The following is a 12139-nucleotide window of genomic DNA, read 5'->3' on the forward strand; positions in this document are numbered from 1 at the left end:
GGCGTCAGGCCCGGCCGAGACGCAAGCCGGTGGCGGCGTCGAAGACATGGACGCGGTCGGGGTCGACGGTGATCCAGAGCCGGCCCGGCTGCGCCGCGACCTCGCCCGTCCCGGCCTGCATGACGAAGCCATGCTCGGCGAGGCGCCCGTGGAAGAGCTGGGTCGCGCCGAGCTCCTCGACGAAATCGACGTCGAAGGGCAGGGAGCCGGCGGCGCCTTCCGAGGCGATCTCGACATCCTCGGGCCGCAAGCCGACCTCGACCGCCGTGCCGGCCGGCAGATCCTCGCGCAGGTCGCGGGCCTGCAGGATCGCCTCGCCGAGCGCGACGATGCCGGGGCCGTCGACCTTGCCGGGCAGGAGGTTCATCGGCGGCGAGCCGATGAAGGTCGCGACGAACCGGCTCGCCGGCTTGCGGTAGACCTCCGAGGGCACGCCGATCTGCTCGACCTGGCCGCCATTCATCACGACGAGCTTGTCGGAGAGCGTCATCGCCTCGACCTGGTCATGGGTGACGTAGATCGAGGTGACACCCAGCGCCCGCTGCAGCTTCTTGATCTCGACGCGCATCTGGACGCGCAATTTGGCGTCTAGATTGGAGAGCGGCTCGTCGAACAGGAAGACCTGCGGCTTGCGCACGATGGCGCGCCCCATGGCGACGCGCTGGCGCTGGCCGCCGGAGAGCTGGCGCGGCCGGCGCTGCAGGAAGGGCTCGATCGCGAGAATGCGGGCGGCCTCGGCGACGCGCTTCTCGATCTCGTCCTTGGGCGTGCCGCGATTGCGCAGGCCATAGGCCATGTTGTCGTAAACGCTCATATGCGGATAGAGCGCGTAGTTCTGGAAGACCATGGCGATGTCGCGGTCGGCCGGCTCGACCTGGTTGACGACGCGCTCGCCGATCGCGACCTCGCCGGCCGAGATCGTCTCCAGCCCGGCGACCATGCGCAGAAGGGTCGACTTGCCGCAGCCGGAGGGGCCGACGAGGACGCAGAAGCCGCCATCGGGGATGTCGAAGGAGACACCCTTCACCGCCTCGACGCCGCCGGCATAGACCTTCTTGACGTTGCTGAGCGTGACCTGAGCCATTGGCGGCTTACTTCTCGGTTTCCACGAGGCCCTTCACGAAGAGCCTCTGCATGGCGATGACGACGAAGACCGGCGGCAGCATGGCCAGCATGGCGGTGGCCATGGCGAGCTGCCATTCGGTCAGGGCGTCGGAGGTGACGATCATCTTGCGGATGCCGATGACGATGGTCTGCATCGAATCCTTGGTGGTGACCAACAGGGGCCAGAGATACTGGTTCCAGCCATAGATGAACTGGATGACGAACAGCGCCGCGATGGTGGTGAGCGAGAGCGGCCAGACCGTGTCCTTGAAGAACTTGAACGGGCCAGCACCATCGATCTTCGAGGCTTCGAGCAGTTCGTCGGGGATGGTCATGAAGAACTGCCGGAACAGCAGCGTGCCGGTCGCCGAGGCGATCAGCGGCACGGCGAGGCCCTGATAGCTGTCGAGCATGCGCAGATCGGAGACGACCTTGAAGGTCGGGAAAATGCGGACCTCTACGGGCAGCATCAGCGTGACGAAGATGATCCAGAAGGCCGCCATCCGGAACGGGAAGCGGTAATAGACGATCGCATAGGCCGAGAGCACGGAGATGAAGATCTTGCCGAGCGCGATCGTCATCGCCATCACGAAGGAGTTGAACATCATCCCGATCACCGGCTCACGGGTCGTGCCGGAGGTGCCGACGAAGAGGATGCGGTAGTAGTTCTCGAAAAAGTGCGGGCCGGGATAGAGCGGCAACTGGCCGTTGATGATGGTGGCGTTGTCCCAGGTCGAGGCGACGAAGGTCAGCCAGACCGGGAAGGCGACGATCAGCACGCCGATCGTCAGAATGGTGTAGGCGATCGCATCGCCCAGGCGGCGGTCCTCGACCATCAGCCATGCCCTCCCCGTTCGCGCAGCAGCTTTGCGAGCGTGTCCGCCGCCGCATCCAGGAAGGCGCGGCCCTTTTCCGGCGTCGCCTTGCGGGCATCGCCGATCACGCCGGTCTCGGTCATCTCGCGAAAGGGTCGATAGCGCGCCACTGTCGGGCGCATCAGCGCCGCCGGGTCGGCGTCGCGCATGCCGAAGGCCTCGGGCAGCCGGTCGTTGCGGACGAGATCGGGCGCGATCGCCATCATCATCGCGCTTTCGACCTCGCAGGCATGCATCACGCTGGTCTGGTCCTCCATGAACGGCGCCATCTCCTGCTGCGCCAGCAGGAAATAGGTCGTCGCCCGGATCGAGAGCGAGGTCTCGCGGGCGAAATCCGGCAGGAAGGCCGAGAGCGCGGCGATGTTGCCGCCATGGCCGTTGACGATCACGACGCGGTGGAAGCCATGCCGCTCCAGGCTCTTCAGCAGCGAGAGCAGCACGGCGCGATAGGTCGGGATGTCGAAGGTGAAGGTGCCGCCGAAGGCCATGTGGTGCTCGGCCATGCCGCACCAGAGCGTCGGCGCCACCACGACCTCGAGATCCCCGGCGCGCTCGGCGGCGAGCTTGCAGACGGCGCCGCAGAGCACGGTGTCGACGCCGACGGCGAGATGCGGCCCGTGCTGCTCCATCGAGGCGACGGGGAGCACGACAACGGCATCGTTCGCCGCCTTGGCCCGCAATTCCTCGGCGGTGAGTTCCTGCCAGAGCACGGACGCCATCAGCGCGCGCCTCCGCTCGTCCAGCTGTCATGCTCGCCCTGGTGGCGAGCATCCACGTCTTGAACACGGCCCTCGACCACAAATGGCGTGGATGGTCGGGACAAGCCCGACCATGACGGGAGGGTGAGCACGGAGGCCATCAGTAGTTCACCTTGCGCTCGATGAAGCGGAACTGGAAGGCGGTCATGGCGATCACCATGATCAGCAGCACGACCGACTGCGCCGCCGAGCCGCCGAGATCGGAGCCGCCCTTGCCGTCGGAAAAGACCTTGTAGACCAGGGTGGTGGTGGCGCCCGACGGCCCGCCGCCCGTCACGGTGTCGATGATGCCGAAGGTATCGAAGAAGACGTAGACGAGGTTGACGACCAGCAGGAAGAAGGTCGTCGGCGAGAGCAGCGGGAAGATGATCGTCCAGAAGCGGCGCATCGGCCGGGCCCCGTCGATCACCGCCGCCTCGATCACGCTCTTCGGGATCGACTGCAGGCCGGCGAGGAAGAACAGGAAATTGTAGCTGATCTGCTTCCAGGTCGCCGCCATGATCACCAGCGTCATCGCGTCGGTGCCGTCGAGCTTGGGATTCCAGGCGATGCCGAGGCTGCGCAGGCCGCGCGCCAGCATGCCGAGCGAAGGATCGAACATGAAGATCCAGAGCACGCCGGCGATGGCGGGCGCGACCGCATAGGGCCAGATCAGAAGCGTCTTGTAGATCTCGGCGCCGCGGATCGCCCGGTCGGCCATCACCGCGAAGAGCAGGGCGATCGACAGCGAGAGCGCCGCGACGAAGACCGAGAAGATCGCCGTGTTGACCAGCGCCTTGTAGTATTCCGGGCTGGAGAAGAGCTGGCGGTAGTTCTCGAACCAGACGAATTCGGTCGAGATGCCGAAGGCGTCCTGCAGCAGGAAGCTCTGCCAGACCGCCTGGCTCGCCGGCCAGTAGAAGAAGACGAGCGTGATCGCGAGCTGCGGCAAGAGCAGAAGCAGCGGGATCGTCAGGCCCTTGAAGTGCGCGTATTTCTGCATCGGCCGCCCTGGCAGGAAGAAGAAGGCCGGGACGCGCGTCCCGGCCTTCGGTCAGCGGCCTTACTTGGCCGTGCGCTCGAACTGGCGCAGCATCTGGTTGCCACGCTCGGCCGCGGCATCGAGCGCCGCCTGCGGCGACTTCTGGCCGTTCAGCGCCGCCTCCAGTTCCTCCGACCAGATGTCGCGGATCTGGACGAGGCTGCCATAGCGCAGGCCCTTCGAGTTGTCGGTCGGCTCCTTGTTGTTGAGCTCGAGGATCGGGGTCTCGAGATAGGGCTTGTCCTTGTAGAAGCCCGAAGCCTTGACCTTCTCATAGGCGGCCTTGGTGATCGGCAGATAGCCGGACTCGGTGTGCAGCTTCACCTGGCGGTCGACATTCGACAGGAAGGTGAAGAACTTGGCGACGCCCTTGTATTCATCGGCCTTCTTGCCGCCCATCACCCAGAGCGAGGCGCCGCCGATGATCGAGTTCTGCGGGGCGCCGGCGGCCTCCGGATAATACGGCATCGGCGCGTTGGCCCAGTCGAACTTGGCGTTCGCCTTGACGTTGCCGAAGAAGCCCGAGGAGGTCAGCATGATCGGGCATTCGCCCGAGGTGAAGCGGCCCTCGCCGGTGTTGGTGCGGCCGGAATAGTCGTAGGTCTTGTCCTTCTGCAGCTCGACCAGATTGGTCCAGTGCTTCAGGAACATCGGGTCCTTGTTGAAGGTCAGGACGGCATCGAAGCCCTCCATACCGTTGACCTTGGTCGACAGCGGGATGTTGTGCCAGGCGCCGAACTGCTCGATGTTCGCCCAGGTCGCCCAAGCATTGGTGAAGCCGCACTTGTCGAAGCCGGCCGCCTTCAGCTTCTTGCCGGCCTCGAAGACTTCCGGCCAGGTCTTGGGCGGCGCGTCGGGGTTGAGGCCCGCCTTCTTGAAGGCGTCCTTGTTGTACCACATCACCATGCTCGACGAGTTGAACGGCATGGAGAGCATCTCGCCCTTCGGGGTCGAGTAATAGCCGGTGATCGCCGGCAGATAGGCCTTGGGATCGAAGGCCTCGCCAGCGTCCTTCATCAGCTCGTGCACGGGCTTCACGGCGCCCTTGGCCGACATCATCGTGCCGGTGCCGACCTCGAAGACCTGGAGGATGTGCGGGGCGTTGCCGGCGCGGAAGGCGGCGATGCCGGCGTTCAGCGTGTCGGGATAGGAGCCCTTATAGGCGACGACGACCTTGTAGTCCTTCTGCGAGGCGTTGAATTCCTCGGCGAGCTTGACGACCACGTCATTGTTGGCGCCGGTCAGCGCGTGCCACCACTGGATCTCGGTCTGGGCCAGGGCCGGCGAGGCCGCGGCCATCGCGAAGGCAGCCACCGAAGCAAGCGTCGTCAGTTTCACGGTCATGGCATTCTCCCTTCCCGCCCTGCAAAGGAAGCAGGCGGCTCTTGTCGTTGGTGCGCAAGCTAGCATGAAGCCGGGGCGACGTTTCAATGACAAAACGATGACATTGCCCCCCTGCGATGGAAGCAGCGCCGGGCACTTGCACAATCCTGCGGAAGCGGCTGTTCTGCCGGGCCTGAAAGCCCGCCCGAATGGACCCGATCACGATGCCGACGCTCTCGCTCACGCCCGCCAACACCCTGCCGGCCGATACCGCCCGCGCCGCCCTGGCCGGACGTGTCTGGCGCCCTGAGCTCGGCGGCCCCTCCGTCGTGGTGCTGCGCGGCGACGACCTCGTCGACATCAGCTCGGCCTTCGCGACGATGCGCGATCTCTGCGAGAGCAAGGATCCGGCGACGGCGCTCGCCGCGGCGAAGGGCGAGCGCGTCGGCAGCCTCGCCGAAATCCTCGCCAACACGCCGGCCGAGGGCCGGGACACGAGCAAGCCCTGGCTGCTGACGCCGGTCGACCTGCAGGCGGTCAAGGCCGCCGGTGTGACCTTCGCAATCTCGATGCTGGAGCGCGTGATCGAGGAGAAGGCGCGCGGCAACCCGGCCGCCGCGGCGGCGATCCGCACCGAGATCGGCAAGCTGATCGGCGACGACCTCTCCAAGCTGAAGCCCGGCTCGGCCGAGGCGATGCGCCTGAAGGAGGTGCTGATCGCCCAGAACGCCTGGAGCCAGTATCTCGAAGTCGGCATCGGCCCCGATGCCGAGATCTTCACCAAGGGCCAGCCGCTTTCGGCGGTCGGCACCGGCGCCGATGCCGGGCTGCATCCGACCTCGACCTGGAACAATCCCGAGCCGGAGATCGTGCTGATCGTCGCCTCGGACGGCCGGATCGTCGGCGCCAGCCTCGGCAACGACGTCAATCTGCGCGATGTCGAGGGCCGCTCGGCCCTGCTGCTCGGCAAGGCCAAGGACAACAACGCCGCGGCGACGATCGGCCCGTTCATCCGCTTCTTCGATGCCGGATTCTCGCTAGACCATGTCCGCAAGACGACGGTGACCCTGACCGTCGAGGGCGAGGACGGCTTCAAGCTCGAAGGCTCGTCCTCGATCGCCAAGATCAGCCGCGACCCGGCCGATCTCGCCGCGCAGATGCTCAACCCGCACCACCACTATCCTGACGGCGCGGCGCTCTATCTCGGCACGATGTTCGCGCCGATCCAGGATCGCGACGCGCCGGGCGGCGGCTTCACCCATAAATACGGCGACGTCGTCACCATCGCCGCGCCCGAGCTCGGCGCGCTGATCAACCGCATGCGCCGCACCGACGAGTGCGAGCCCTGGCGCTTCGGCGCCTCGCATCTGATGCGCAACCTCGCCAAGCGCGGGCTTCTCTGAGTCGAGAGGGGTCGCTCTCGGAAGAAGCGAGTCATCCCGGACAAGCCGCTTCAGCGGCGCCGATCCGGGATCCATTCCTGAACCGTTCCGGCATGGATCCCGGGTTTCCTTGCGGTCACCCGGGACGACCCGGCCGCTTCGATCAGCTCCGATAAGCCCCGACCGAGACCAGAGCTGCGCTCAGTAGCCGACGGTGAAGCGCTGGCGCGAATGCGCCGGCTTTTCCAGCTCGTCGACCAGTGCGATCGCATAATCCTCGGCCGAGATCGCGCTGTTGCCGTCCGCGTCGATGAGGAGCTGATCCTTGCCGAGGCGGAATTTACCGGTGCGCTCACCGGGCTGGATCAGCGCCGAAGGCGAGAGGAAGGTCCAGTCGAGCGCCGTCTCGGCCTTCAGCAGGTCGAGGAAGGCACCGCCCTTCCTGGCTTCGTCGAGATAGATTGCCGGGAACTCCTTGGTGTCGAACAGCTTCACGCCGGGCGCAACCTCGAGGCTGCCGGCACCGCCGACCACGAGATAGCGCGTCACGCCGGACTGCTTGACGGCCGCCAGCAGCGTCGCAGCATCGCTCGCCGAAAAATGCACCGCACTGATCACCGCATCATGGCCGGCGAGGAGGGCGGAAAGGCCGTCGCGGTCGAAGACATCGCCCTTGCGGGCGCTGATGCCGGCGCCGGCCGGAACCTTCTCGGGATTGCGGACGATGGCGGTGACCTTATGGCCTCGGCGCGTCAGTTCGGTGAGCAGGCGCGAGCCGATGAAGCCGGTTGCGCCGATCAAAGCGATATTCATGTCGATCTCCTGGTATCCATTGGGAACCTGCATCCCGATGGACACCAGATGGCGCCTGTGCGACTTTCACTCAAGAAGGCACTTTCGCCGCACAAGGTCACCTGCCGGAAACCGCCATGCTGCAGCGCCCCGACCCGTTCAACGCCCAATGCCCGACCCGGCGCGTGCTCGACCGGATCGGCGACAAATGGGCGGTGCTGATCCTGATTCTGCGCGAGCAGGAGACCTTGCGCTTCAACGAACTGCGCCGGCGGATCGACAGCATCTCCCAAAAAATGCTGTCGCAGACGCTCAAAAGCCTGGAACGCGACGGGCTGATCAGCCGGCGCGCCTTTCCGACGGTGCCGGTCACCGTCGAATATGCGCTGACGCCGCTCGGGCGGACGCTCGCCGGCACCGTGCAGGCGCTGACGCACTGGGCGGAGGAGCATATCGGCGAGGTCGAGGAGGCGCAGCGGCGCTATGATCACGGCGAGGTCGCCGCCTGATCAGCGACCCTTGAGGGCGCGTTTCGGGCTGAAGAAGCCCGCCCAGGCATCCTCAGGCGGCCCGCTCTCCATGATCGTCAGCGCCTTGAAGGCATCGGGCGCAAGGTCCTTCTCCAGCATCTCCCAGGCGACCGGCATGGCGACAGCAGCGCCGGGACGGGCGCGGGTCGAGAACGGGGCGATCGCGGTCGCGCCACGACCATTGCGGAGATAGTCGACGAAGATGCGGCCGCGCCGCGCCTGCTTCGACAAGGTCGCGGTGTAGAGCTTCGGCTCGGCCTGCTCCATCGCCTTGGCGAAGTCGCGCGCAAACGTCTTGATCTCGTCCCAGCCGGACTTCGGCTTCAGCGGCATGACGACATGAAAGCCCTTGCCGCCGGAGATCTTGAGGAAGCTCTCGAAGCCGAGCTCATCAAGGCGATTGCGGACCGTCAGCGCCGCCTCGCGCACCCGCTCGATCGGCACGCCCTTGTCCGGGTCGAGGTCGAAGATCACCTGATCCGGGGTCTCGACGGCATCCACCTTCGCGCCCCAGAGATGGATCTCGACCGTGCCGAGCTGAACCAAAGCGGCAAGACCGTCGAAATCGCGGATGAAGAGCAGCTCCTCGCCATCCTTGTCCTTCATCCGGGCCACGGATTTGTGCAGTCCGGCGCCGGCATGCTTCTGGAAGAAGACCTGTCCGCCGACACCATCAGGCGCGCGCAGCAGACTCAAGGGCCGTTCGACGACGAAGGGTGCCATGCGCTCCCAGATACTGGCGTAGTAGTCGAACAGGTTCTGCTTGGTGAAGCCGATATCCGGCCAGAGCGGCTTGTCCGGGTTGCTCAACGTCACGGTGGTCTCCCGCCGGGATGCCCTCGGCGGCGCCGGCTTTGCCGCTGATCGCGCCCTGCTCGCCGAAGCCTTGGTCGGCTTCTCCTCGGTCACTTCATCAGCAGGCTTGTCCTCGCGCAGGCCGAGGAAGGCCGAATGCCGCAGCGTCTTCGAAGCCGTCCAGGAGCCGAAGGCGATCTCGGCGACGAGTTCGGGCTTGACCCAGACGATACCACGCTCGCGGCCCGCCAGCCCCTCGAAAGGCGCGGTTTCAGCGGCGAGCGCGTCGAGCCGCCGCTTCAGGTCCGCCGCCGATTTGCGGGTGAAGCCGGTGCCGACGCGGCCTGCCGGCTTCAGTTCCCCGCCTTCATGATAGCCGAGGACGAGCGAGCCGAGCTGGTTGCGCGACGCCTTGGACGGGACATAGCCGGCAATGACGAATTCCTGGCGCTGCGTGCATTTCGACTTGATCCAGTCGCGACCCCGGCCACTGCGATAGGGCGCGTCCACCCGCTTCGAGATCACGCCCTCCAGCCCCATGCGGCAGGCATGGCGGAGCATGGTCTGGCCGGGCTCGACGAAGTGCTCGCTATAGCGCAGGGCTGCGTCGGGTTTCGCAGCCTGCAGCAGCTCCTCCAGCCTTTCCTTGCGCGCGAGCAGCAGTTCCGCCCGCAGATCTTCGCCGTCGAGATGGAGCAGGTCGAAGGCATAGAAGACAAGATCGGACGTCTCGCCTTCCGACAGCGCGGCCTGGAGCGCCGAGAAGGAGGAGATGCCGTTCTCGCCCAATGCCACGACTTCGCCGTCGATCAGCGCCGTCTCGCAGGCAAGCGCCGCGAGAGCCGCGGCGATCGGCGCGCCGAAGCGCTCGCTCCAGTCGAGACCGGTGCGGGTAAGCAGCTTGACCTTTCCGCCGGATATCCGCGCCTGCAGCCGGTAGCCGTCGAACTTGACCTCGTGCAGCCAGTTGTCGCCGCTCGGCGGCTTGTCCTGCAGGGTCGCGAGGCAAGGTTCGACGAAGCGCGGCAGTTCCTCGCCTTCGGCCTTGGCCGGGCGGCCGGCCGCCTTGGCCCTTGCTGCGCTGGGCTCGCCGGTCTTGGGCTTGGCGCTCTTGGGCCTGGCGGTCTTAAGCTTGGCACTCTTGGGCTTGCGCCCTTTCGCAGGCTTCTCCTCGGTCGACCAGACGTCGCCTGCGGGATCCTCGCCGACCTCCGCGACGCTGCGGCCCGACTTCACAGAATCCGGCGCGCTTTCCAGGATATCCTCGTCGTCACGGGCAAAATCGTCGTCGACCTTGATCAGCAGCCAGTTGTCGCGCTTCTCGCCCCGGCGCGGTTTCAGCCTGACCAGATGCCAGCGGCCGCCGAGCTTGTGGCCTTCCAACGTGAAGGCGAGATGGCCTTTCTCCATGCCGCGGACTGGATCGCTCTCCGGCAGCCACTTGCCCTCGTCCCAGATGATGACCGAGCCGGCACCGTATTCGCCTTCGGGAATCGTGCCCTCGAAGCCGCCATATTCGAGCGGATGGTCCTCGACATGGACCGCGAGACGCTTCTCGGCGGGGTCGAGGCTCGGGCCGCGCGTCACCGCCCAGGACCAGAGCACGCCGCCATGCTCGAGCCTGAGATCGTAATGGAGACGGCGCGCGGCGTGCTTGTGGATCACGAAGACGCCGCCGGCCTGCTCCGCCCTGCTCCGGCGCTTCGCCGCGCCTTTCGGCTCGCGCGTCCGCGAAAAATCCCGCTTCGCGCGGTAGAGGTCGAGATTGGCCATGGCGCCCTCCGCGGCGGGTCAGGCACTCTTCCTGGTCTTGGCAGCGACGGCCTTCTTCGCCGGCTTGCCGCTCGCTGGCTTCTTGCCACCAGCGGCGGATTTGCGCGGCGCGTCCTCTTCCTCCTCGCCGAGGCTCTTCTTCAGCGCCTCGAACAGGTTGACCACATTGGTGGGACGCTCGGCCGGCTTCGCAACCGGCGGCTTTTTGCCCTTGCGCTTGGCCTCGATCAGCGCCAGCAGCGCCTCCTCGTAACGATCCTCGAAGCCGCTCGGATCGAACCTGGCCTGCTTCTTCTCGATGATGTGGGTGGCGAGATCGACGAGTTCCGGGTCGAGCTTGCCCTTGCGCAGCCCGTCGAAGACCTCGTCCGGCTGGCGCACGGTCTTGTCGTAGCGCAGCGTCGTCAGCAGCAGCCCCTTGTCGAAGGGCTCGATCATTACCGGCCGCTCGCGGCGATAGAGCACGATCCGGGCGATGCCGGCCTTCTTCTGCTTCGCCATCGCTTCGCGGATCACCGCAAAGGCCTCTTCCGAGACCTCGTCGGAGGGGCTGAGATAATAGGGCTGATCGAAATAGATCTGCGGTATCGCGGCGCGGTCGACGAACTGCTCGATCGAGAGGGTGTGGGAACTCTCGATCTGGACCGCGTCGATCTCATCCTCGTCTATGAGGAGGTATTCGTCGCTGCCGATCTCATAGCCCTTGACCTCGTCGTCCTGATCGACCGGCTTGCCACTGACGCTGTCGATATATTGGCGGCGGACGGTGTTGCCGGTCTTGCGGTTGATGACGCGGAACGAGACCTTCTCGCTATGGTCGGTCGCCGAAGTCAGCTCGACGGCGCAGGAGACCAGCGAGAGCTTGAGATAGCCCTTCCAGGCCGGGCGCGGGGCCATCAGGCCGCCCTCAGGGCAGGCCGGCGCGGCGGCAGGGCGGGCGGCAGCTCGCGCAACCAGGCCTCGGCGCGTGCCAGTTCGTCGCTGGTGACGACCGGCACCGGGTCGGCAAGGATGGCGAGCAGGACCTCGCGATCAAGCTGGCCGTGGGCGATGACCTCGCGCAAGGCGTCGCGGGTCTCGCGCTCGGCCAGGAGCTGGGCGCCAAGCGCGGCGATGAGGCGGTCCTTCGGCAGCTGGCGCATGATATCGACCCCCGGGCTGGTGACTGACACGCTCTGGTCAACCAGCGGGGCCGACCAAGGTTCCAGAGCGTGGCGCTAGCCTTTCCGGCGTTTTCGTGTATATGCCCCAGCCAACCGGCCCGAGATGCCGGCGGCGCATCCTCTCCGCGATGAGGCGATGCGGGCTTCGGACCTTGCTGGACGACATCCCGGCCTGGCCCGCCAGATCAACATTCGAACCAAAGGAAAGCACGATGTCGATCACTGCTGAGCGCAAGACCGCGCTCGTGAAGGAACACGCCACCAAGCCGAACGACACCGGCTCGCCGGAAGTCCAGATCGCGATCCTGACGGAGCGCATCAACAATCTGACCGGCCACTTCAAGTCCCATCACAAGGACAACCATTCGCGTCGCGGCCTGCTCAAGATGGTCTCCCAGCGCCGTTCGCTGCTCGACTATCTCAAGGGCAAGAACGAAGGCCGTTATCGCACGCTGATCGAGAAGCTCGGCATCCGCCGCTGATCGCCAGACGAATTCCCGCCCGGTGCCTCGTCGCTCCGGGCGGTTCTTCAAGGGGCCGGCCGCAATGGTGCGGCATTACCCTTCTTGAATGCGGCGGCCGCATGGGGCGGCTTTCCGCATGATCCACCGGGCGTCGCGGAC

The 12139-nt window shown here is 66.0% G+C and carries 12 protein-coding genes; 3 read left to right on the forward strand and 9 right to left on the reverse strand.

From position 1 onward, the window contains the following. Positions 1–4: 4 nt before the first annotated feature. From AC1REK_RS22590 to ugpB, 5 genes are all read right to left on the reverse strand, one after another. Positions 5–1084: a sn-glycerol-3-phosphate import ATP-binding protein UgpC gene (locus AC1REK_RS22590; RefSeq protein WP_316019830.1), complete on the reverse strand. Its 1080-nt coding sequence runs from the start codon at positions 1082–1084 to the stop codon at positions 5–7. 7 nt (positions 1085–1091) lie between these two features. Next, entirely contained in the window at positions 1092–1940 is an 849-nt protein-coding gene (gene ugpE / locus AC1REK_RS22595) for a sn-glycerol-3-phosphate ABC transporter permease UgpE (protein ID WP_316019831.1), read from the reverse strand. Further along, positions 1940–2698, reverse strand: a complete 759-nt coding sequence (locus tag AC1REK_RS22600) for a creatininase family protein (RefSeq protein ID WP_492270115.1) — start codon at positions 2696–2698, stop codon at positions 1940–1942. The genes ugpE and AC1REK_RS22600 overlap by 1 nt, the downstream gene beginning before the upstream one ends. A 139-nt stretch (positions 2699–2837) precedes the next feature. Continuing rightward, positions 2838–3719: a sn-glycerol-3-phosphate ABC transporter permease UgpA gene (gene ugpA, locus AC1REK_RS22605; protein WP_316019833.1), complete on the reverse strand. Its 882-nt coding sequence runs from the start codon at positions 3717–3719 to the stop codon at positions 2838–2840. A 60-nt stretch (positions 3720–3779) separates the two neighbouring features. After that, positions 3780–5096 carry a sn-glycerol-3-phosphate ABC transporter substrate-binding protein UgpB gene (ugpB, locus tag AC1REK_RS22610; protein WP_390893455.1) on the reverse strand — a complete coding sequence of 439 codons (1317 nt, stop codon included), beginning with the start codon at positions 5094–5096 and terminating at the stop codon, positions 3780–3782. Between the two features lie 209 nt (positions 5097–5305). On the opposite strand from ugpB, the gene AC1REK_RS22615 reads away from it, so the two are divergent. Then, positions 5306–6484, forward strand: a complete 1179-nt coding sequence (locus AC1REK_RS22615; protein WP_492270274.1) for a fumarylacetoacetate hydrolase family protein — start codon at positions 5306–5308, stop codon at positions 6482–6484. Between the two features lie 180 nt (positions 6485–6664). Here AC1REK_RS22615 and AC1REK_RS22620 read toward each other — a convergent pair whose 3' ends face one another. After that, positions 6665–7276, reverse strand: a complete 612-nt coding sequence (locus tag AC1REK_RS22620; protein ID WP_492270114.1) for an NAD(P)-dependent oxidoreductase — start codon at positions 7274–7276, stop codon at positions 6665–6667. A gap of 116 nt (positions 7277–7392) precedes the next feature. Between AC1REK_RS22620 and AC1REK_RS22625 the strand changes: the two genes are divergently transcribed. After that, positions 7393–7764: a winged helix-turn-helix transcriptional regulator gene (locus tag AC1REK_RS22625; protein WP_492270113.1), complete on the forward strand. Its 372-nt coding sequence runs from the start codon at positions 7393–7395 to the stop codon at positions 7762–7764. Here AC1REK_RS22625 and ligD read toward each other — a convergent pair whose 3' ends face one another. Genes ligD through AC1REK_RS22640 form a run of 3 tightly spaced genes read right to left on the reverse strand, consistent with a single transcriptional unit; the run spans position 7765 to position 11495 of the window. Next, positions 7765–10353, reverse strand: a complete 2589-nt coding sequence (gene ligD / locus AC1REK_RS22630) for a DNA ligase D (protein WP_492270112.1) — start codon at positions 10351–10353, stop codon at positions 7765–7767. It abuts the gene before it with no gap. 18 nt (positions 10354–10371) lie between these two features. Then, the gene (gene ku, locus AC1REK_RS22635; RefSeq protein WP_492270111.1) at positions 10372–11250 is read right to left on the reverse strand and encodes a non-homologous end joining protein Ku; all 879 of its coding nucleotides are present in this window, start codon (positions 11248–11250) and stop codon (positions 10372–10374) included. Next, a complete protein-coding gene (locus AC1REK_RS22640) occupies positions 11250–11495 on the reverse strand; it encodes a hypothetical protein (RefSeq protein ID WP_492270273.1) in 246 nt (81 codons plus the stop codon). The genes ku and AC1REK_RS22640 overlap by 1 nt, the downstream gene beginning before the upstream one ends. A 233-nt stretch (positions 11496–11728) precedes the next feature. Here AC1REK_RS22640 and rpsO point away from each other — a divergent pair, with 233 nt between their 5' ends. Then, the gene (gene rpsO, locus AC1REK_RS22645) at positions 11729–11998 is read left to right on the forward strand and encodes a 30S ribosomal protein S15 (RefSeq protein ID WP_066473509.1); all 270 of its coding nucleotides are present in this window, start codon (positions 11729–11731) and stop codon (positions 11996–11998) included. The last annotated feature ends 141 nt before the right edge of the window (positions 11999–12139 follow it).

The sequence above is a fragment of the Allobosea sp. GW823-FHT02B03 genome, assembly GCF_058797755.1.

Coding starts and splice junctions, on each gene's coding strand:
- AC1REK_RS22590 (WP_316019830.1), bottom strand. CDS start 1,084: ATGGCTCAGGTCACGCTCAGCAACGTCAAGAAGGTCTATGCCGGCGGC.
- ugpE (WP_316019831.1), bottom strand. CDS start 1,940: ATGGTCGAGGACCGCCGCCTGGGCGATGCGATCGCCTACACCATTCTG.
- AC1REK_RS22600 (WP_492270115.1), bottom strand. CDS start 2,698: ATGGCGTCCGTGCTCTGGCAGGAACTCACCGCCGAGGAATTGCGGGCC.
- ugpA (WP_316019833.1), bottom strand. CDS start 3,719: ATGCAGAAATACGCGCACTTCAAGGGCCTGACGATCCCGCTGCTTCTG.
- AC1REK_RS22615 (WP_492270274.1), top strand. CDS start 5,306: ATGCCGACGCTCTCGCTCACGCCCGCCAACACCCTGCCGGCCGATACC.
- AC1REK_RS22620 (WP_492270114.1), bottom strand. CDS start 7,276: ATGAATATCGCTTTGATCGGCGCAACCGGCTTCATCGGCTCGCGCCTG.
- AC1REK_RS22625 (WP_492270113.1), top strand. CDS start 7,393: ATGCTGCAGCGCCCCGACCCGTTCAACGCCCAATGCCCGACCCGGCGC.
- ligD (WP_492270112.1), bottom strand. CDS start 10,353: ATGGCCAATCTCGACCTCTACCGCGCGAAGCGGGATTTTTCGCGGACG.
- ku (WP_492270111.1), bottom strand. CDS start 11,250: ATGGCCCCGCGCCCGGCCTGGAAGGGCTATCTCAAGCTCTCGCTGGTC.
- AC1REK_RS22640 (WP_492270273.1), bottom strand. CDS start 11,495: ATGCGCCAGCTGCCGAAGGACCGCCTCATCGCCGCGCTTGGCGCCCAG.
- rpsO (WP_066473509.1), top strand. CDS start 11,729: ATGTCGATCACTGCTGAGCGCAAGACCGCGCTCGTGAAGGAACACGCC.